At 67.4% G+C, this 20,425-nt stretch carries 16 protein-coding genes; 6 read left to right on the top strand and 10 right to left on the bottom strand.

Annotated features, from left to right (window positions below; all coding sequences use genetic code 11):
* The first annotated feature begins 129 nt into the window (after positions 1 to 129).
* Together EQZ23_RS05765 and EQZ23_RS05770 are read left to right on the top strand one after the other, a co-directional pair.
* The gene (locus tag EQZ23_RS05765; protein ID WP_128453405.1) at positions 130 to 1,308 is read left to right on the top strand and encodes an acetyl-CoA C-acyltransferase; all 1,179 of its coding nucleotides are present in this window, start codon (positions 130 to 132) and stop codon (positions 1,306 to 1,308) included.
* A gap of 397 nt (positions 1,309 to 1,705) precedes the next feature.
* A complete protein-coding gene (locus tag EQZ23_RS05770; protein ID WP_128453406.1) occupies positions 1,706 to 2,188 on the top strand; it encodes a pyridoxamine 5'-phosphate oxidase family protein in 483 nt (160 codons plus the stop codon).
* A 190-nt stretch (positions 2,189 to 2,378) separates the two neighbouring features.
* Here the strand turns inward: EQZ23_RS05770 and phaZ are convergent, their stop codons facing one another.
* Positions 2,379 to 3,611 carry a polyhydroxyalkanoate depolymerase gene (phaZ, locus tag EQZ23_RS05775; RefSeq protein WP_128453407.1) on the bottom strand — a complete coding sequence of 411 codons (1,233 nt, stop codon included), beginning with the start codon at positions 3,609 to 3,611 and terminating at the stop codon, positions 2,379 to 2,381.
* Positions 3,612 to 3,783: 172 nt separating this feature from the next.
* Here phaZ and EQZ23_RS05780 point away from each other — a divergent pair, with 172 nt between their 5' ends.
* Positions 3,784 to 5,559, top strand: a complete 1,776-nt coding sequence (locus EQZ23_RS05780; protein WP_128453408.1) for an ABC transporter transmembrane domain-containing protein — start codon at positions 3,784 to 3,786, stop codon at positions 5,557 to 5,559.
* Between the two features lie 190 nt (positions 5,560 to 5,749).
* Here the strand turns inward: EQZ23_RS05780 and EQZ23_RS05785 are convergent, their stop codons facing one another.
* Positions 5,750 to 6,085 (bottom strand): TfoX/Sxy family protein, encoded by a 336-nt coding sequence (locus EQZ23_RS05785; RefSeq protein WP_128453409.1) that lies wholly within the window; start codon positions 6,083 to 6,085, stop codon positions 5,750 to 5,752.
* A 113-nt stretch (positions 6,086 to 6,198) separates the two neighbouring features.
* Between EQZ23_RS05785 and EQZ23_RS05790 the strand changes: the two genes are divergently transcribed.
* A complete protein-coding gene (locus tag EQZ23_RS05790; RefSeq protein WP_128453410.1) occupies positions 6,199 to 7,356 on the top strand; it encodes a saccharopine dehydrogenase NADP-binding domain-containing protein in 1,158 nt (385 codons plus the stop codon).
* Positions 7,357 to 7,529: 173 nt separating this feature from the next.
* Here EQZ23_RS05790 and EQZ23_RS05795 read toward each other — a convergent pair whose 3' ends face one another.
* Positions 7,530 to 7,826 (bottom strand): hypothetical protein, encoded by a 297-nt coding sequence (locus EQZ23_RS05795; protein ID WP_128453411.1) that lies wholly within the window; start codon positions 7,824 to 7,826, stop codon positions 7,530 to 7,532.
* A 54-nt stretch (positions 7,827 to 7,880) separates the two neighbouring features.
* On the bottom strand, positions 7,881 to 10,112 hold the full coding sequence (locus tag EQZ23_RS05800; RefSeq protein ID WP_128453412.1) for a VacB/RNase II family 3'-5' exoribonuclease: 2,232 nt from the start codon (positions 10,110 to 10,112) through the stop codon (positions 7,881 to 7,883).
* A 256-nt stretch (positions 10,113 to 10,368) separates the two neighbouring features.
* Here EQZ23_RS05800 and EQZ23_RS05805 point away from each other — a divergent pair, with 256 nt between their 5' ends.
* Positions 10,369 to 10,638: a hypothetical protein gene (locus EQZ23_RS05805; protein ID WP_128453413.1), complete on the top strand. Its 270-nt coding sequence runs from the start codon at positions 10,369 to 10,371 to the stop codon at positions 10,636 to 10,638.
* 311 nt (positions 10,639 to 10,949) lie between these two features.
* Here the strand turns inward: EQZ23_RS05805 and EQZ23_RS05810 are convergent, their stop codons facing one another.
* The 4 genes from EQZ23_RS05810 to EQZ23_RS05825 all read right to left on the bottom strand — a co-directional run bounded on the left by EQZ23_RS05810 (position 10,950) and on the right by EQZ23_RS05825 (position 16,265).
* Positions 10,950 to 11,669: an SPOR domain-containing protein gene (locus EQZ23_RS05810; protein WP_128453414.1), complete on the bottom strand. Its 720-nt coding sequence runs from the start codon at positions 11,667 to 11,669 to the stop codon at positions 10,950 to 10,952.
* A complete protein-coding gene (argS, locus tag EQZ23_RS05815) occupies positions 11,669 to 13,393 on the bottom strand; it encodes an arginine--tRNA ligase (protein WP_128453415.1) in 1,725 nt (574 codons plus the stop codon). Before argS ends, EQZ23_RS05810 begins: the two co-directional genes overlap by 1 nt.
* 197 nt (positions 13,394 to 13,590) lie before the next feature.
* On the bottom strand, positions 13,591 to 14,745 hold the full coding sequence (locus EQZ23_RS05820) for a DUF1501 domain-containing protein (RefSeq protein WP_128453416.1): 1,155 nt from the start codon (positions 14,743 to 14,745) through the stop codon (positions 13,591 to 13,593).
* Between the two features lie 2 nt (positions 14,746 to 14,747).
* Positions 14,748 to 16,265: a DUF1800 domain-containing protein gene (locus EQZ23_RS05825; RefSeq protein ID WP_128453417.1), complete on the bottom strand. Its 1,518-nt coding sequence runs from the start codon at positions 16,263 to 16,265 to the stop codon at positions 14,748 to 14,750.
* A 217-nt stretch (positions 16,266 to 16,482) separates the two neighbouring features.
* Here EQZ23_RS05825 and EQZ23_RS05830 point away from each other — a divergent pair, with 217 nt between their 5' ends.
* On the top strand, positions 16,483 to 16,776 hold the full coding sequence (locus EQZ23_RS05830; RefSeq protein ID WP_240663295.1) for a hypothetical protein: 294 nt from the start codon (positions 16,483 to 16,485) through the stop codon (positions 16,774 to 16,776).
* Positions 16,777 to 16,991: 215 nt separating this feature from the next.
* On the opposite strand, the gene EQZ23_RS05835 is transcribed toward EQZ23_RS05830, so the two are convergent.
* On the bottom strand, positions 16,992 to 18,176 hold the full coding sequence (locus EQZ23_RS05835) for a deoxyguanosinetriphosphate triphosphohydrolase (RefSeq protein ID WP_128453418.1): 1,185 nt from the start codon (positions 18,174 to 18,176) through the stop codon (positions 16,992 to 16,994).
* Positions 18,173 to 20,371 (bottom strand): SPOR domain-containing protein, encoded by a 2,199-nt coding sequence (locus EQZ23_RS05840; protein ID WP_128453419.1) that lies wholly within the window; start codon positions 20,369 to 20,371, stop codon positions 18,173 to 18,175. Before EQZ23_RS05840 ends, EQZ23_RS05835 begins: the two co-directional genes overlap by 4 nt.
* Positions 20,372 to 20,425: the final 54 nt, after the last annotated feature.

The following is a 20,425-nucleotide window of genomic DNA, read 5'->3' on the forward strand; positions in this document are numbered from 1 at the left end:
CTAACCCCGCAACCATGATCGTCATGCCAGCGAACGCTGGTATCTCCCGGTTCGGGCCACGACGCCCGCCAATCGAAAGACCCCAGCTTTCGCTGGGGTGACGGCTCAACACTTCAGAAGGACCCCATCATGCGTTCAGCCGTCATCGTCTCCACCGCCCGCACCCCGATCGGCCGCGCCTATCGCGGCGGCTTCAACAACACCCCCGCCCCCACGCTCGCGTCGCACTCGATCAAGGCCGCGGTCGAGCGCGCCGGGATCGACGGGGCGGAAGTCGACGACGTCGTCTTCGGCTGTGCGCTTCAGCAGGGCCATCAGGCCGGCAACATCGCCCGCACCTCGTTGCTGCGCGCCGGTCTTCCGGTCACGGTTTCGGGCATGTCGGTCGACCGCCAGTGCGCGTCCGGCCTGATGGCGATCGCCACCGCCGCCAAGCAGATCATCACCGACAACATGGACATCACGATCGGCGGCGGCGTCGAGAGCATCAGTCTCGTCCAGACCCCGCAGATGCGCGTCGCGCCCGATCCCCAGCTGATCGCGATGCACAAGGACGTCTACATGCCGATGCTGCAGACGGCCGAGGTCGTCGCCAAGCGCTACGGCATCAGCCGCGACGCGATGGACGCCTACGCGCTCCAGTCGCAGCAGCGCACCGCCGCCGCGCAGGCTGCGGGCTATTTCGACAAGGAAATCATTTCCGTCGATGCGAACATGGCGATCGTCGACAAGGCGACCAAGGAGGTCACCTACAAGGACGTGACGGTCACCAAGGACGAGGGCAACCGCGCCGACACCACGCTGGAAGGGTTGCAGTCGCTGAAGCCGGTGATGGGCCCCGACTTCACGATCACCGCGGGCAACGCGTCGCAGTTGTCGGACGGATCGTCGTCGTCGGTCCTGATGGAAGAGAAGATCGCCTCGCAGCGCGGTCTCCAGCCGCTCGGTCGCTATGTCGGCATCGCGGTCGGCGGCACCGAGCCCGACGAGATGGGCATCGGCCCGGTCGTGGCGATCCCCAAGCTGCTAAAGCGCTTCGGCCTCAAGATGGACGATATCGGCCTGTGGGAGCTGAACGAGGCGTTTGCGGTGCAGGTGCTCTATTGCCGAGACACGCTCGGCATCCCCGACGAGCGGCTCAACGTCAGCGGCGGCGCGATCTCGATCGGCCACCCCTACGGCATGACCGGCGCCCGCGCGACCGGCCACGCGCTGATCGAAGGCAAGCGTCGCGGGGCGAAGTATGTCGTGGTCACGATGTGCGTCGGCGGCGGCATGGGCGCGGCGGGGTTGTTCGAAGTGCTGTGAACTTGAAAGATATCCGACAACGGGATATCTAATCTTTCGGCGAAGGACATTCTCGCCTTTCTGGGAGCCCCGGCTGTGTCAGCAACCGGGGCTCTAATATGTTTGGGGCTCGAATGTCAGCCCGAACCCTGCCTGTGTGCTTATCCTCGACGTGCAACTTCGATGATCTTCACGACCAAGGTCGCGAAGGCAAAGAGTACGCCTAGTATCAGACACAGATCGGTGAGAGAAATTCTCGATGCTTTCTGGCTGGCCGCAGAGTTGCGGCCGCCGTCATCATGACGCGTCGAATGGTGTTTCACCAAGCGGCATCGCTTCTGACGGAATGCACGAGCGCCGCAACCAACCTCCGCCCCACCCGTTCTCACAGGCAATCCAAGCCCATAGGAGAATGATGATGGCCGACAAGGATACCCCGCAGGAAGTCGCAGCGAAGTTCATCGACAAGCTGAAGGCGAGCCCGTTCGTGATGATCGGCCTCAATGACGGCCAGCATTCCGAGCCGATGACCGCGCAGCTCGACGACGATCAGCCCAACACGCTGTTCTTCTTCGCCGGCCGCGACAATCGCATTGCCAAGGGCGGCGCGGCGATGGCGCAGTTCGTCGGCAAGGGCCATGATTTCTTCGCGTGCATGGCCGGCGACGTCTCGACGTCGAACGATCGCACGCAGATCGACAAGCTCTGGAACAACCAGGTCGAAGCATGGTTTCCCGGCGGCAAGGAAGACCCCAACCTCACGCTGCTCCGCTTCGACATCGACAGCGCCGAGCTCTGGGAAACCGATATCTCGGTCGGCGGTCGCCTGAAGATGCTGTTCGGCGGCACGATCCGCCCGGACGAGTCGAGCAGCCACGCCGTGGTCGGCTCGATCGCGTAACGCGGCTCGCTCGCATAATAGCGTAAGTGGGTGAGTAGTTCCGGCTCCGCCTACCACCCTACTCCGTCATACCAGCGAAAGCTGGTATCTCCCGGTTCAGGCCTCGACGCCAATCAACGGGGAGACCCCAGCTTGCGCTGGGGTGACGTATGGGGGGAGGTAGTGGCGCGCTAAGCGAGAGTTTCCACCCTCACCCGTTCGCGGTGATGAACTCTTCCACCACCGGTGCGATCTTGTCCCGCCAGCGCGAGCCGTTGAAGATCCCGTAATGGCCGGCACCCTCGGCCATGAAATACCGCTTCTTGTCTTCCGGCAACGCCGTCGCCAGAGTCAGCGCGGCCTTGGTCTGCCCCAACCCCGAGATATCGTCGCGCTCGCCCTCGATCGCCAGCAGGCCGATATCGGTGATCGCCGCCGGGTCCACCAGCCGCCCGCGGTGCGTCATGATCCCTCGTGGCAGCGCATGGCTCTGGAAAACCACGTCGATCGTCTGGAGGTAGAACTCCGCGGTCATGTCGCAGACCGAGCGGTATTCCTCGTAGAAATCCTGGCTCTGCGACGCGCTCTCGCCGTCGCCCTGGACGAGATGCTTATACATCTCCCAGTGCGAGACCATGTGGTTGCCCAGATTCATCGACATGAACCCGGCAAGTTGCAGGAACCCGGGATACACTTTCCGCCCGGCCCCCGGATAATTGCCGGGCACCGTCGCGATCACGTTCTGCTCGAACCACGCATGCGGCCGCTCGGTCGCCAGCGTGTTGACCGCGGTCGGCGCCTCACGCGTATCGACCGGCCCGCCCATCAACGTCAACGTCTTGGGCCGGCACGGATTCTTGTCCGCGCTCATCAAGGCAGCGGCGGCATAGCACGGCACCGAAGGCTGGCAGACGGCGAGCATGTGCGTACCCCCCTGCCCCTCGTTCGCGCCGATCGTCTCGAGGAATTCGATCAGGTAATCGACATAATCGTCGAGATCGAACTGCCCGGCCGACAGCGGCACGCTGCGCGCGTCGCGCCAGTCGGTGATGTAGACGTCGGCGAACGGCAGCATCCGCTCGACCGTTCCGCGCAGCAACGTCGCGTAATGCCCCGACATCGGTGCGACGATCAGCAGCTTGGGGCCGCCCGCGACGCCGTCACGGACGAAACGCTTGAGCTGTCCGAAATCCTTGCGCAGCACGATCTCCTCGCGGACCGCGACCTCGCGCCCGTCGATCATCGTCTGGTCTAGCCCGAAGGCCGGCTTCCCTCGCGTCGCGTGTGCGTGTGCGAACACCTCGAGCGCCGATCCGATCACCGCGCCACCGCCCAAATAGGAGAACGGGTTTGCCGGGTTGTTCAGCATATCGGCGCCGAAACTGGCCATCTGGCTCGCCCCGGCCATCATGGAGCGTTGGAATTCATAAGCGTCGTAGAGCATGCGGTATCCTCTCGCCTCATCGGGCTTTCTCATAACCTAGTGTAATTTCGTTGCAGTGCAACGCGCGATCGTTGGATCATCGACGTGCGGCCCGATCCGGGACGGCCGGGATGAAGCGCAGCGTCACGCGGTTCCCGTTGAGCGCCACCCCTGCCACTGCTAGGTCCCGCGCATGGCCAAGCCGATACCCGAAGAAAAGACGTCCCGCCGGATCGGCGATCTCGCGATGGTGTGGCGCCACGCCGCCAACTATCCCCGCCAGATCGCCTTCGCTGGCCTCGCGCTGCTGATGACGTCGGCGGCGACGATCGGCATCCCGTACGGTTTCAAGCGCGTGATCGATCGCGGCTTCGGCCCCGGCGAGAGCGGATCGGTCGCAGCGTCGTTCCACTATCTGCTGATGATCGTCGTCGTCCTCGCACTCGCGACCGCGGTCCGATTCTATTACGTCTCGTGGCTCGGCGAGCGCGTCGTCGCGGACATCCGCACCAACGTGCAACGCCACCTGCTCCGCCTGACCCCGCGCTTCTTCGAGGAGAACCGCCCGTCCGAGATCGCCTCGCGCCTCACCTCGGACACCGCGCTGATCGAACAGGTCGTCGGCAGCACGGTGTCGATCGCGCTGCGCAACACCTTCACCGGGATCGGCGGGCTGATCTACCTCTTCGCGATCTCGCCGAAGCTTGCCGGCATGCTGATGATCGGCATCCCCCTCATCATCCTGCCGATCGCGCTGCTCGGCAAACGCGTCCGCAACTACTCGCGCACCTCGCAGGACCGCGTCGCCGACGTCGGCTCGATCGCCACCGAGACACTTGGCGCAATGAAGGTCGTGCAGGCGTTCGGCCAGGAAGACCGCGAGGCCGCGCGCTTCGCGGACGCGGTCGGCGCGACCTTTGCCGCGGCCCGCGCACGGATCATGTTGCGTGCAGTGATGACCGCGATCGTCATCGGCCTCGTGTTCGGCTCGATCACGCTGGTCCTGTGGGAAGGCGCGATCGACGTCGCCGCCGGGCGGATCAGCGGCGGCGCGATCGCCGCCTTCGTGCTGACCGGCGGCATCGTCGCAGGCGCGTTCGGCGCGCTGACCGAAGTGTATGGCGACCTGTTGCGCGGGGCCGGCGCGGCTGGACGCCTGTCCGAACTGCTCCGTGAGAAGCCCGAGATCGCTCCGCCCGCCAACCCGGTCGCATTGCCGCAACCGCCGCGTGGCGCGCTCGCCTTCGAGGGCGTGCAGTTCCATTACCCGACGCGCCGCGATGTCGCCGCGCTCAACGACTTCTCGCTCGACGTGAAGCCGGGCGAGACGGTCGCCGTCGTCGGCCCCTCGGGCGCAGGCAAGACCACGTTGTTCCAACTGGTCCAGCGTTTCTACGATCCCGATGCGGGCCGCGTGACGCTCGACGGCATCGACCTGCGCGACGCCGATCCGGCGGAAGTCCGCGCCCGCATCGCGATGGTCCCGCAGGAGACGATCATCTTCGGCGCCTCGGCCCGCGACAACCTCCGCTACGGCGACTGGTCCGCGACCGACGACCAGCTCTGGGCCGCCGCCGAAGCCGCCAACGCCGCCGAGTTCCTGCGCAAGCTGCCCGAGGGCCTGGACACGTTCCTCGGCGAAGGCGGCGCGCGGCTGTCGGGCGGCCAGCGCCAGCGCGTGACGATCGCCCGCGCGTTGCTCCGCGACGCACCGATCCTGCTGCTCGACGAGGCCACCAGTGCGCTCGATGCCGAGAGCGAGCGCCTCGTCCAGGAAGCGCTCGAGCGGCTGATGGCGAACCGCACCACGCTGGTCATCGCGCACCGCCTCGCCACCGTGCGCGCAGCAGAGCGGATCATCGTGATGAGCGACGGACAGATCGTCGAGGAGGGCTCGCACGGCTCGTTGATGACCAACAGCGGCCTCTACGCGCGGCTGGCGAGCCTCCAGTTCAACGAGGCGGCGTAATCTAGAGCGGATCGACGATTGGGACTTTCGAAGGGGGTAAGGCCAAAACCGTTCGTCACCCCGGACATGTTCCGGGGTCCACCGGTCCGCAAACCAAAATCTCTCGATTCTGCGGTACCGTGGATGCCGGAACGAGCCCGGCATGACGGCGAAGGTAGCATTGCTGGCTTAGACTAAACGGCAATGCGCCCTAAACCCGGGCCTTGGCCTTTTTAGGCTTCGGCAGCGGCAGTTCCGCGGCCGAGATGCGGACGAGTTCGACCAGCCAGTCGGAATCGTCCCAACGATCGGCGTCGACCAGCAGGCAGGGTTTTGCCCCCGGATACGGTGAGCCTTCCTCGATCGTGCCGGCAAACGCCCGCCCGCCCGGAGTCGGTTTGACGAACAACTGGTCGTCGCAGACCATCGCGACCATCCTGCCGTCGCAATAGACGCCGTATTCGCCGAACATCGGCTTGGCGGACACGTCGCCCGCGGCGGCGAGCTGGTCGACGATGAACGCGACGGTTTTCGGATCGGATGCCATGTGCCGACAGTCGCAGATCGACGCCTGCTTGGCGAGGCACAGATCCGCGCGGGCGTTTCGCTTGCGATAGCGCGGCGCCGCGCGCAAACTCGGCGGCAAAACAGGAGACGGACATGCGCGACTTCGACATCGTCATCTACGGCGCAACCGGGTTCACCGGCCGGCTGGTCGCCGAATACCTCGCCCAGACCTATCCGACCGGCGTTCGCTGGGCGATGGCCGGGCGCTCGCTGGCGAAGTTGCAGGAGGTCCGCGACCTGATCGGTGCGCCCGCCGACACGCCGCTGATCACCGCCGACTCCGACGCCCCCGCCAGCCTGCGCGCGATGGCAGAGCGCGCCACCGTCGTCATTTCCACGGTCGGGCCGTATCAGCTTTACGGCTCCGATCTCGTCGCTGCCTGCGCCGCCACCGGGACCGGCTATGTCGATCTGTGCGGCGAGCCCGCCTGGATGCGCCACATGATCGACGCGCATGAGGGCGAAGCGACACGCACCGGCGCGCGGATCGTGTTCTCGTGCGGGTTCGACTCGATCCCGTTCGATCTCGGCGTGCTCACCTTGCAGGACGCGGCGCGCGCGAAATACGGCGCCCCCGCCCCCCGCGTGAAAGGCCGCGTGCGGAAAATGCAGGGGACGTTCTCGGGCGGCACCGCGGCCAGCCTCAAGGCGACGCTCGCCGCCGCCGCGCGCGATCCCGGTATCGTCAAGCTGCTGACCAGCCCGTTCGCGCTGACCCCCGGCTTCAGCGGCCCGCACCAGCCGACCGGGCTGATCCCCGAATACGACACGACGATCTCCGCCTGGGTCGCGCCGTTCGTGATGGCGCCGATCAACACCAAGAACGTCCACCGCACCAACTTCCTGCTCGGCGAGGCGTATGGCGCAGACTTCGTCTATGACGAGATGATGGTCGCCGGATTGGGCGATCTCGGCAAGGTGGCGGCAGAGGCGATCGCGAAGTTCAACCCGTTCTCGGGCGACAAGGGACCGAAGCCCGGCGAGGGACCCTCGAAGGAGGAACGCGATGCCGGACATTACGACCTGCTGTTCGTCGGCCTGATGCCTGACGGCGAACGGATCGATGCGGTCGTCACGGGCGATCGCGATCCCGGCTATGGCTCGACCAGCAAGATGATCGCCGAGGCCGCGATGTGTCTCGTCCAGGACGTCGCGGGCGATGGCGGGATCTGGACGCCCGGTGCGCTGATGGGCACGAAACTGCGCGATCGGCTGGTGGCGAAGGCGGGGCTGAGCTTCACGGTCGGGTGAGGTGCAGCGTGTTGCGTCTATCGCTCACCGGCATCGGCCAACACGCCGTCACCCCGGACCTGTTCCGGGGTCCATCGGCCCGCAAGCTCGCCGGCCCTGGCGTATGCGGAACGGTCGATGCCGGAGGAGTCCGGCATGACGGATACCGGCCAATTCTCGTCCCCGGCCCCGCGTCACTCCGCCAGCGCGAACACCGTCGCCGCGGCGGCTGCACTGGCGACCACTCCCGACGTCGCTGCGATCGCTGCGGCCCGCCTGCGCACCGCACCGCGAAACGCGCCGAGCCTGCCTGCGTCGAGATGATAGCGCCCCGCGCCGTCGTCGACGATCGCGCCATAGCCGCAAAGGCGTCGAAACGTGCGGGGGTCGGCCGCCTCATAGCGAATCGCGCGCGCTGCCGTCGTCGCCTTCGCCGCGACGAAATCATTGACGATACGCCGCCGCGACCGGCCTAACCTAAGTCCCCACATACCTGTCTCCCCCCGGGCCAAGACGTCGCATACCGCGGGGGGATTGCGCAAATCCTAACGCCGTTTGCCCTGATGACGGATGTTCGCCGGACGCCCGCGCCGCTTGATCTCACGCACCGGCTTGCGCCCGCCGCGCATGGGCGGCGCCGCGCCCTTGCCCTCGGGCATCTCGAACCGCAGCGCCCCCGATACCGGGTTCGCCTCCGCCAGCCGCAGCTCCAGCGTCTGGCCTTGCGCGAAGACGTCCCCGCTATGCTCGCCGGTCAGCGTCCGCGCGCCCTCGTCAAACCGGAAATACTCGCCGCCCAGGTCGCGCACCGGCATCAGGCCATCGCCGCCGATCCCTTCGACCGTCGCGAAGAACCCGAAATTGGTGACGCCCGTGATGCGCACGTCCATGACTTGCCCGACCCGCTCCGACAGGAACGCTGCGACATAGCGATCGGTGGTGTCGCGCTCGGCCTCCATCGCGCGACGTTCGAGCCGGCTGATGATCTCGCCGACCGACTCCATGTTGGCCGCATCGTCCGCCGGCAGCCCGCCGTCGCCGAGCCCGTACGCGGACACCAGCGAGCGGTGGACGAGCAGATCGGCATAGCGCCGGATCGGCGAGGTGAAATGCGCGTAACTGCCGAGACTCAGGCCGAAATGCCCATGATTGCCGGGCGCATAATAGGCCTGGGTCTGCGTGCGGAGGATCTGCTCCATCACCTGCGGGCGGAAATCGGCATCGCCGATCCGCTCGATGATGTGGTTGAAGGTCGCCGGGCGGACCACCTGCCCGAGCGCGAAGGGCACGTCGAACGTCTCGAGATATTCCTTCAGCGCCATCAGCTTTTCACGGCTCGGTGGCTCGTGGATGCGGTACATCACCGGCGCCTTCTTCGCCTCCAGCGCCTTCGCGGCAGCGACGTTCGCGGCGATCATGTAATCCTCGATCAGCCGATGCGCGTCGAGCCGTTCGCGGGGAGAGACGGACATGATCCGCCCCTTCTCGTCGAGCACCACGCGGCGTTCCGGCAGGTCGAGATCGAGCGGTGCGCGGGCATCGCGCGCCTTCGCCAGCGCATGCCAGCAGGCCCAGAGGGGCTGGAGCACCGCCAACATATCTCCCCGCCCGTCTACGGGAGGGGCGGAAGCGTCGATGATCGCCTGCGCCTCTTCATACGCAAGGTTCGCCGCGATCCGCACCACCGCGCGCGTAAACCGCCAAGACTTCAGCGACCCATCCTTGCCGATCCGCAAATGGCACGCGAGCGCCGCACGGTCCGCGCCTTCCTTCAGCGAACACACCTCCGCCGACAGGATCTCAGGGAGCATCGGCACCACGCGGTCGGGGAAATATACCGAGTTCCCACGCCGCCGCGCCTCGCGGTCGACTTCGGACTTCGGCCGCACGTAAAAGCTCACGTCCGCAATCGCGACGATCGCCTTCCACCCGCCCGCGTTCGCAGGATCGTCATCCGCCTCCGCCCACACCGCGTCGTCGTGATCGCGCGCATCCTCGGGGTCGATCGCGACGATCGGCAGGTCGCGCAGATCCTCGCGCCCCTCCCCCAGCGGCAGTTGCGACACGCGCTCCGCCTCGTCGAGCGTCTCCTGCGAGAACACGTCCGGAATACCCAGCTTGTGGATCGCGATCAGCGAGAAGCTGCGCGCGGCGAACGGATCGCCCAGCTTCGACACGACGCGCGCGGCGATCTTGGGCGGCTTGCCTGCGAGTTCCGCCAGCACCAGATCGCCAGGCGCGGCGCCCCCTGCATCCGCCACCGCGAACTCCCGCCGCTCGCGCTTATCGACGCCGGTGAGCCACAGCCGACCCGCCTCCTCGCGCAGCACGCCGAGCACCTGTTCGGACGCGGGCGCCAGCACCTTCATCGGATGCGCGATCCAGCCGTTCCCAGCCTCCTCGGTCCGCGCAAGGATCCGCTCGCCGACCCCCAGCGCACCGCGCTTCCGCTCGCGAACACGGAGCCGTGGCGGCGGCACGCCTTCCGCTTCCCAGCGCTCGGGCACCGCCCAGACATTGCCGCCATCGTCGACATCGGCGATCCGCAGCACGGTCACCTTCGGGATACCGCCCATCTTGTGGAAGGCGCGACCGGGGGCGCTGTCGATCAGCCCCTCGTCGGCCATGTCCTTCAACAGCGCCTTGAGCCCGATCTTGTCCTGCGCGCTGAGCCCGAAGCCCTTGGCGATCTCGCGCTTGCCCGCAGGCACGTCTGAGGTGGCGATGAAGTCGAGGATCTGCTCGCGCGTCGGAAGACCGGCTTTTGGTTTGTACATGGCACAGAGATAAGGACGCCGACCCGTTCCGTCACCCCGGAACCGGTCCGCGGTTCCGCCCAAGCGCCCCGGCCGCCGAACCGAACGGCGATTTTACGCAATCGGCCGCTTCTAATCGACCCGGTACGCACGCCCTGTCAGGAACATGATGCCGCAATACCGTCTATTTCGAGCATTCGGTATGCATCTGCCGCTTTACCACTTGCAACGGGTCCAGATCGGCATAGTCTGCTGAAAACAATCTAGGAGAGAGATCATGGCATCGTCCCTGAAGCTCGAGGCGGATCCCGAAGACAAGAACCTCGTCATTCTGCAGAGCCTCATCTGCCTGTTGCGCGAAAAGAATGTCCTGACGCGCGCCGACATCGAGGAGCTGTGCGACAAGGTACAGGCGCGGGTCACCGATCACGACAGCGATCCGCTGCCCTGCCAGATGGAGGGCGCACGTGCCGCAGCAACCGAAGTCGCCCAGATCGGCGATTATATCGGTCGTAAATATGGCGGGAAACATCGGCGCTCGCTGTAACGCCATCTACCGATCGCCGGGGTAAGGGGAAAACTCCAGCCTAACCGGGGCCCCGCCAGCCGAACTCGGCTGTCGTCGGATCAAGTAGAGGGCCGCCCCGCCGTCGATCGCGCGGACGGCTGAGCGCGGCATCGTCGCGCGGTCGGGCCGTGTTCACGCTCGCCCGCCGTCCCTCGAAAGCGCCTCGTAGTTCGACCCCAACGCCAGCCCTAGCATTTGCCGAACCGGGCGCCGGACTTCACCCGCGACGCCACCTGCATCCAAAGCTACCGCCTCAGCGGGACGACCGGGTGGTCAGCCACCCGACGATTTCAGCTGGCGACGAAGCAGGTTTCGCCCGCCACCCGCAGCCGACCACAGATATCCGCCGCCTGGTTCGCACTGCCGGCATTCACCCGCAGCCGATACAGCGTGCGTCCGCCCGTCGCGACCGGCTGGACCGACTTGCCGAGTGCCGCGATATACGAAAAGCGCTTCGAGAAATTCGTCCAGGCCGCGTTCGCGACGGCCTCGCTGGGATAGGCACCCAGCTGGACCAGCGAGCCGCCGGTTGCCGCGCCCGCGGTGCCCGAGCGTGATGGCGCCATCGGTGCCGCCGCGACCAGACGGCCACTCGACGCCGGCACCTGCGCGACGGCATTGCGACCCGCCGCGTCGGACGTCTTGGGCGCCACCGCGCGCTTGCCGTCGACCGGGGCTTCCGGAACGCCGCGCAGGTCGATCGCACCATTGCCCGACTTGCCGGCGCTGGTCGCGATCGCCGACTCGCCCTCGCCCTTGACCTTCAGGCCGCCGGCGTCGTCGGGCTTGACCTTATAGTCGCCTTCCTGCGCGGCGATCAGCTGGCCGTCGCCCGTGGGCGTGCGCTGTTGCAGCTTGTAGATACCGAAGATGATCGCCGCGAGCACCGCCAGGCCGAGTACGACCAGTGCGATCACGCGGCCGATGCCGACCGTGTCCTGCTCGTCCGGTTCGACGGTTTCGAGCCAGGGGAGCCGGTCTTCCTCGCGCAGATCCATGTCTTCGGCCATCACTTCATCTCCGAAACCGCTTCGACACCCATGATGGCGAGGCCATTATGAATAATCTGCCCTATAGCGGACGCCAAGAAAAGCCGGGCTGCGGTCGCCTGCGGATCCTCGATCACCAGGAAGCGGCGATCGGGGCGGTCGTTGCCGACATTCCACAGCGCATGAAACGCCGCGGCCAAGTCATAGAGATAGAACGCGATTCTATGCGGCTCGCGCGCCGTCGAGGCGATCTCGACGAGCCGCGGAAACTGCGCCGCGAGTTGCACGAGCGCCAGTTCGTCCGTATCAAGCCGGGACAGATCGGCGGAAATCGGCGTAATTCCTGCCTCCGCCGCGCGCCGGTGCAGCGATGCGATTCGGGCATGCGCGTACTGGACGTAGAAAACCGGATTGTCCTTCGACGCCTCGACCACCTTGGCGAAGTCGAAATCCATCTGCGCATCGGAGCGCCGGGTCAGCATCGTAAAGCGCACGACATCCTTGCCGACCTCGCGCACGACGTCCGCCAGCGTGACGAAGTTGCCCGACCGCTTCGACATCTTGACCGGCTCGCCGTTGCGCAACAGCCGGACCATCTGGACCAGCTTCACGTCGAACCGCGTCTTGCCGCCGGTCAGCGCCGCCACCGCCGCCACGATCCGCTTGACCGTCCCGCCATGATCCGCGCCCCAGATGTCGATCAGCTGGTCGGCGCTCTGGCTCTTCTGGAAATGATAGGCGAGATCGGCGCCGAAATAGGTCCACGACCCGTTCGACTTCTTGATCGGCCGGTCCTGGTCGTCGCCGAACTGCGTCGAGCGGAACAGCGGCAGCTCGACCGGCTCCCAATCGTCCGGCGTCTCGCCCTTCGGCGCCTCGAGCACGCCGTCATACACCAGATCGCGCGACCGCAATTCGGCCTCGGCCGCCTCGGGCTTCTTCGCGGCCTGGAGCTCTGCCTCCGACGAGAATACCTCGTGCTCGATCCCGAGCAGCGCGAGATCGGCGCGGATCATCACCATCATCGCCGCGACCGCCTGCGTGCGGAAGGTGGCCAGCCATTCGCTCTCGGGTGCGCCGACATACCGGTCGCCGAATTCCTTCGCGAGCGACTGGCCGACGGGGACGAGATAGTCGCCAGGATACAGCCCCTCGGGGATCTCGACGGTCTCGCCGAGCGCCTCGCGGTACCGCAGGTGTACGGAACGGGCGAGCACGTCGACCTGGCCGCCTGCATCGTTGACGTAATATTCGCGGATCACGCGGTGCCCGGCGAATTCGAGCAGGCTGGCGAGCGCATCGCCGACCACCGCGCCGCGACAATGCCCCATGTGCATCGGCCCGGTCGGATTGGCCGAGACATATTCGATATTGACGGTGATCCCCTCGCCCTGCTTCGAGCGGCCGTAATCGGCACCCGCCGCCGGGATCGCCGCCAGTTCGGCACGCCAGGCGTCGTCGGTCAGCTTCATGTTGATGAAGCCCGGCCCGGCGACGCTCGCCGACGCGACGTCCTCCAGCTTCGACAGCTCGACCACCAGCGCATCCGCGACCACACGCGGATTGGTCTTGGCGGGCTTGGCGAGCACCATCGCGGCATTGGTCGCGAGATCGCCGTGGCTCGTGTCGCGCGGCGGCTCGACGGTCACGTTCTTGCGGTCGAGCCCAGCCGGCAGCGTCCCCGCCGCAGTCAGCGTATCGAGCGCCGCATCGATATGCGCGGCAAAACGGGTGTAGAGCGTCATGGCAATTCCGGTATCACAAGGAAGCGCGCGCTCTAGACCAAAGCCGGGTGACGCTCAATTTTAATCCCGCCGCGGAAGAGGCGGGCCGTAACCGTTCCCCAGCGGACGCGGGGGCGCAGCTAAATCACGCTCATCGCGCGAGATCCTGGCCCCCCCCGCGTTCGCGAGGGACCAGAAACTCCGGTTCAAAACCTACCTCAAACCCGCACCAACCCCTCGACCGCCACCGTCTTCGCGCTCGCCGGGAACAGCGCCGCCATCGCCCGCGCCGGCTCGATGCCGAAATGCGACGACACCGCCCCGCCGATGAACGCATCCAGCTGCATCGTCGGCTTCAGATCGCGCGCCTCGTACAGCGCGGCGGGGGCGAGGCCCGGCCAGTCCGACACGACCCGCCCGCCCTTCACCGCGCCCCCGAACAGCATCGCCGCCGTACCCGTCCCGTGATCGGTGCCGCCGGTGCCGTTCACCGCGACCGTCCGCCCGAACTCGGTCGCGACCAGCACCATCGTATCCGCCCATAACGGCCCCAACCCGGCCTGGAGCGACGCGATCATCGCATCGAGGCCCTTCAACTGCGCGGCGAGCCGACCGCGCTGGCCGGTATGCGTATCCCACCCGCCCGTCTCGATCATCGCGATCCGCGCGCCATTGGCGGGCTTCAGCAACCGTGCGGCGAGCGCGCCGGTCGCGGCGGCATTGCGGCCGCCGTCCTGGCCGAGATCGCTGGTCAGCTGGCGCGTCGCCATCGCCTCGCTCCACAGCGCATGCAATTGCCGGTCGCCGTCGTACAGCATCGCCACCCGCTGCAGCAGATCGTCCGACGCATCGGGCAGGTTCGACGGCGCATAAGATGCCACCTCGCGCCCGCCGCGCAGCGCCATCGGCACGGTCGCCGCCACCGCGATCGCGCGCGCTTGATCCGCGGGCAGTACGCCGAGCAGCCGGTTCAGCCACCCGTCGCGCACTTGGTACGCGCTCGCGCCGCCCGTCTCGAGCACGTTCTGCCCGTCGAAATGCGACCGATCGCGATAGGGCGAGGCGATCGCGTGCGCGAACAGCGCCTGGCCCTGTTTGTAGAGGCCAGCGCTCGCCGTCATCGCCGGATGCAACGCGAACATGCCGTCCAGCTTCGCCCCCGTGGCGAAGTCGGCCGCAAGACCACCGCGGACACCCGCGAACGCCGGATCGCCGACCGCACCGATCGTGCCGAGCCCGTCCGCCGCCCCGCGCTGGATGACGAACACGAACCGCTTGTTCGTCGCGGCCCTTGCGAAGGCGATGCGCGGCGCGAAGGCGGACGCCAGCACGCCGAGCGTACCGGTCGAGAGGAAGGAACGACGATCGAGCATGACTATCTCCGCATCGATTCAGGGGCGACGAGCAGCAGTGCGAGCGCCTGCGCCGGGCTTTCCGCACGCGCGAGCGCCTGCGTGGTGGCGGGACTGAGCGAGGCCGGGAACAGCGTCGGCGCCAGCGCGCGGGCATCGACCGGCCCGGCACGCGCGGCAAACCGCTCCGCCGCCTCCACCCGCCGCAGGATCGCGTCGGGTCCGGCCCAGGCCGCCGCAATATCGTCGTAGCCGACCGGTTGCCCCGGCTTCCACACCGGCTGGCCGAGCTGGTTCATCATCCCCACCGTCACCCCCGGCTGGACGATCGTCGTGCCGAGCGCACGCTGCGTCGAGACATACCATTCCCACGGCGATTTGAATTTCACCGGCTGCGTCACCCACGCTTCGGGGGACGCGACCAGCGCGCGGTAAACCGTCGGCAGGTCGCCGCCCGATGCGAGGAACGCGGCCTGGAGGCGCTTCACCATCGCCGGCGGCGGCGTGTCGCCCGCGAAATGCCGCGCGAGCTTTGTCGCGATATGAGTCGCGGTCGCCGGATGCACGGCAAGATCGGCCAGCACCGCCTGTGCCTGCGCCTCGCCTGCCGCGGGATAGCGCTTGCCCATCACGGTCCGGTCGCCCGGCTGATGCATCTCGGCGAGGAAGACGAACGCGCCAGGACGCGCGTCATCCTGCATGCGCGCACCCGGCCCGCGACCGATCCCCGCGACCGTCCAGCCGGTCATCGCCCGCGCGAATTCGGTGACATCGGCCTGGGTGTACCCGCTGCGGACGCCTAGCGTGTGCAACTCCATGATTTCACGCGCGAGATTTTCGTTGAGGCCGGAGCGTCGCCGGGGTCGGCGCGCGGCGAACGGGCTGTCGGGGCCGACCGATACCGCCTGGTCGAGATACAGCAGCATCGCCGGATGGCGCTCGACCGCGTTCAGCATGTCGGCGAACGTGCCGAGCACATGCGGGCGGATCGCCTCGAACTCCATCGGCCCGGCGAGCCCGGTGACTTCGAGCTTGTCGGTCGAGACCGCGAAATGGTTCGCCCAGAAATGCACGAGCCGCTCGACGAACGGCGTATCGCTCGTCACCGCGGCGATCGTCCGTGCCGCGACCGCGCCGCCGTAATCGTCGCGACTCTGCTTGCCCGCGCGTTGCCGCGCGGCTCGCCGGGCCGCCGCGCCGGGATCTTCGGCGGGATCTTCAGCGGCGGGACCGGGTGTAACGGGCGGGGCCATAGCGGCGGTCATGGCTGGCATGGCCGGCGCCGTCATCGGCGTAGAAGCACCCGGCGCCGGTTTGGGCCTGCGCGGCCCGAACTCCGCCCTGATCATCCTCTGTTGCGCAAAATACGTCGCCAGGGTCGCCGAAACGCTCGCCGTCGATGGCGCCCCGGCGATCGCCGCAGGCCGCACATTGAAGCGCTCGCACTGCGCCAGCACCCATTTCGCTGGATCGCCGGAAACGCCGTCACCGGGCCTTGCACCAAGGCCGAACCGATTGAGCGCGATACTGGAAGCAGACACGATCCCTCTCCTTCATGTCGGCTATGCGCCTGAGATGTCGCGCAACTATGTCATCGTCACGGTTCACCGCATCGACAGCTCGATACGTCGTTGCAGCGCGCGCAATCATGATCGCCGGCTTTGCAATTGCAGCCCATGCTGCACTGCAATATTTATCCGACTCGAGAGTTGGGAGAAGACCTGATCCGGCTCGACGCACAACGCGGGAGACACGATCATGCGCAATAGTTTCAAGATCATCGCAGCAGCAGCCGCCGCCCTCACCTCGACCATCGGCATGGCCGCAGACGCCAAGCAGCGCTTCGTCCACGAGGGCAGCACCTATGTCTACACCTCGACGCAGGACGGTGGCCGCCAGGTCATCGACGGTCGTCGCTATCCCTCGGGCCAGAAGTTCCACCTGATCGTGCGCGGCGATCGCGTATCGGGTGTGTCGGCCGGCGTACCGGTCGCGTTCAAGACCGCCGAAGCCACCGGCGCAGCCGGCGGCGTCGCCTCGGCCACGCGCTAAACGTCGCCAACCTCGTCGACGACACGATCGGCGGTCTGACCAAGGTCCGGCCGCCGATTTGCGTTAGAGCCACGTCTATTACGTTCCTCTCCCGCCAGGGGGAGGTGGCTGGCTCTTGCCAGACGGAGGGGGAGGACAGGCAAACCGAGGTTCCGTGTCCGCCCCCTCCGTCGCTTCGCGCCACCTCCCCCTCGCGGGGCAGGATAAGCGCCGCCCTAAAACCCCTCGGGCAGATCGATCGGCCCGACCAGTTCGCGGTAGCGCGACACGGCGTAGCGATCCGTCATCCCCGCAATGAAATCCGCGATATGCCGGCTGCGATCGGGATCCTCCGACGGCAGCCGCTCGCGCCATTCCTCGGGAATCGTCGCGGGATCGTCGCGATAGACCGCGAACAGGCCGGCAACGATCCCGTTCGCCGCATCCGCCGCCGCCAATTGGCGCGGGTGGTGATAGAGATTGGCGTACATGAAGCGCTTCAGGTCGCGCTCCGCCTCGCGCATTGCGGGCGAGAAACCGACCAGGCATTGCCCGGCAGCACGCACATCATCGACGTCCGTCACGCCACTCGCCGCGATCCGCTGGCGGGTTTCGGCGATCAGGTCGTTGACCATCGTCCCGATCTGCGTGCGGACGAGTTCGCCGACCAGCCGCTTCGGTGCGATGTCGGGAAAGCGGCGCCGCACGTCGTCCCAGCCGCGTGCGACCAACGGCACGGCGAGCATCTGGTCGAGCGTCAAAAGGCCGGCGCGCAAGCCATCGTCGATGTCGTGATTGTCGTACGCGATATCGTCCGCGATCGCCGCGACCTGTGCCTCCAGTGACGAGAAACTGGTCAACGCCAGCGGAAACTCCGCATCCGCCGCCGCCAGCGCCCAACCCGGATTCCGCACCGGCCCATTATGCTTGGCGAGCCCCTCCAGCGTTTCCCACGTCAGGTTGAGCCCGTTCCACATCGGATAGGGCCGCTCGATCGTCATCAGCGTGCGGAGCGTGTGACCATTATGATCGAACCCGCCCTGCCCCCCGTCTTCGACCGAAGGCATCAGTGCCGCCTTCAGCGCATCCTCGCCGGCATGGCCGAACGGCGGATGGCCGATGTCGTGCGCGAGACACAGCGCCTCGGTCAGGTCCTCGTTCAGCGCCAGCGTCCGCGCGATCGTCCGGCCGATCTGCGCGACCTCCAGGCTGTGCGTCAGGCGGACCCGGAAATGGTCGCCGTCGGGCGCCATGAACACCTGCGTCTTGTGACGCAGCCGTCGGAAGCTGATCGAGTGGATGATCCGGTCGCGGTCGCGCTGGAACGCATCGCGCGGCCCGCGGACGGACCCGTTCTGTTCCTCGTGGAGACGTCCTTTGCTGCGCGCCGGGTCCGAAGCCCAGGGCGCGCGGTAACTCACTTCGCAGGCAACTTCGTGATGACCTGACCCGGATCGCTGGTGAAGCTGAACGTCGAAACGCCTTCCTTGGCGAGCTGATTGACGAAGGTGCGCGCCTCCGCATCGGTCTTGAACGGCCCGGCGAGCACGCGATTGGTCGCCTTCCACGGCGTCGTCCAGCCGCCGCGACTGCCGAACACGGCCGGCGCCTTGGCCTTCACGCCCCTCCACGCCTTGGGCAGATCGCCCTCGGTCGCACCGGTCGACACCTGCACCCAGATGCGTTCGGGATTGGCGCGCGCGATCCGCTTCTCCTCGGCCGCAGCCTTGTCCGCCGCGAGCTTCTCTGCGGCGGCCGCCTTCTTCTCGGCGAGCGCCTTCTTGTCGGCGATGGCCTTTCGCGCCGCCGCCTTCTTGTCGAGCGCGGCCTTCTTGTCGGCGGCGAGCTGCTCGGCCGCGATCTTCTTTGCCGTCGCATCGCGCTGGAGCTTGGCCTTCGCCTCGGCGAGCACGCGCTCGGCATCGTCGGAGACCGGCACCGCGGCCTGCGTCACGACGGGCGCCGGGCGCATCGGCGCGACATCGAGCTCGGACGCCGGGATCGACAGCCCCGCGACGATGCGCGCGAGGATCGAATCCTCACTCGCCGCCACCGCGCGCGGCGGCATCGCCGCGGCAACCTCGACCGGCCTCGAAGTCGGCGTCGCAGTCGACGACGCTCCATTGGCGGAGAAGCCCGGAGTCGGCAGGGGTGCAGCACTCGCCTGCTGGACGGGCTGCTGGACCGAAGCCACCGGCGCCGGCGTCATGGGCTGCGACTGGACCGCTGCCTGTTGCACCGGCGCCGACTGGACGGGGCCGGGCGTTACCGGCTGAGCCGTCGTCCCCGTCGATGCGACCGCCGCGGCAGCGACCGAATTGGCTACGCGCGTGTTGCTTTCCGACTGGATACGCCCCGCGGGCAAGGCCGCCATCTGGGCGGCGGTGGTCGCCGGCGACGTCCCAGTCGAAGTCGGCGTCGGCGCGACGCGTCTCACTGCGACCGGTGCCTGGACCTGCGGCGCGGCGGTCGTGGTCTGCGCGACTTGCGGTGCGCGATAGGTCGGCTGCGGGGTCGCGACGCGCGCCCCTGTCGATTGCGCAGGCACGGCCTGCACCATCGGGAGCGCCGACGACGCGAGCTGGACCGGCGGCGCGACCGCAGCGGGAGTGGTCGGAGCGGGAGTGGTCGGAGCGGGGGCAGTCGGCGTACGCGTCGCGACAACCGGCACCGGCGCAGTGGCGCGCGTGGTCGTCGCCGCCATCTCGGTCCGGCCCGGCTTGCCGCGACGGCCATGCTTGGTCTTGCCCGATGCCGCGACGGCGACCGGTTGCGGCACCGCCGCCATCATCACCGGCGCGGTCGGATCGGGCGCGAGCACGCCCAGCGGCGGCGTCATCCGCGCATCCGCGAGGCGTGCCGGGGTCGCGTGGACCTCGCCGAAATGCACCGCGAACGCCCGGTCGCTCGCCGGCAGGTTGGGCAGCCGCTGGAAGAAGGGTTGCAGGCCCTGCGCAGTCCCGCGCGGCATCATCGCCGTCGCGATCTTCTCCGCGCCCGCCACGTCGCCGTTCATCGCGAGGATGAACGCGCGTGCCCGCCACGCGCCGCGATCGCTTTTCAGGAGCAGCGGGCCGAGTTGCTGGACGGCAAGGTCCTGCTTGCCCGAAATCCCGAGCGACAACGCATAGCGTCGCAGCGTCTCGTCATCGGGAGCATTCCGCAATGCCACCCGGTAGTCGCGTTGCGCCCGGTCCTGCTGCCCGATCAAGTCATAGGCGAGCGCGCGGTCGGCGGCGAAGTTGCGCGGATCGAGGCCCAGGCTCTCGGCCTGCCCATAATAGCGCAGTGCCTCGCCCGGCCGCTCGGATCGCACCAGGATCGACCCCATCCCCGCCTTGATCCGACCGTCGCGCGGGTTCACTTTCTCGGCGCGTGCGAACAACGCCGCAGCGCCGCTGAGATCGCCCAGCCCCATCGACAGATCGCCCGCGCGGATCAGCGCATCGACATCGCGCGGATTGCTCGCGACGCGGCGCATGAGGTCGCCCAGCTTGTCCGCGTCGGTCGTCCCCGGGATCGCCTGCACGACTTCCTGCGCGACGGCCGCGCACGGCACGGCAGCCAGCACGAGCGCCAGCGCGGCAGTCAAAAGATGGTGGGACGATCGAGTCATGAGAAGCATCTGTCTAGACGCCAGACCGACCGAACCGGCAACGCCCGTCGGTAC

This window comes from Sphingomonas sp. UV9 (assembly GCF_004101245.1).
Lineage (GTDB): Bacteria > Pseudomonadota > Alphaproteobacteria > Sphingomonadales > Sphingomonadaceae > Sphingomonas.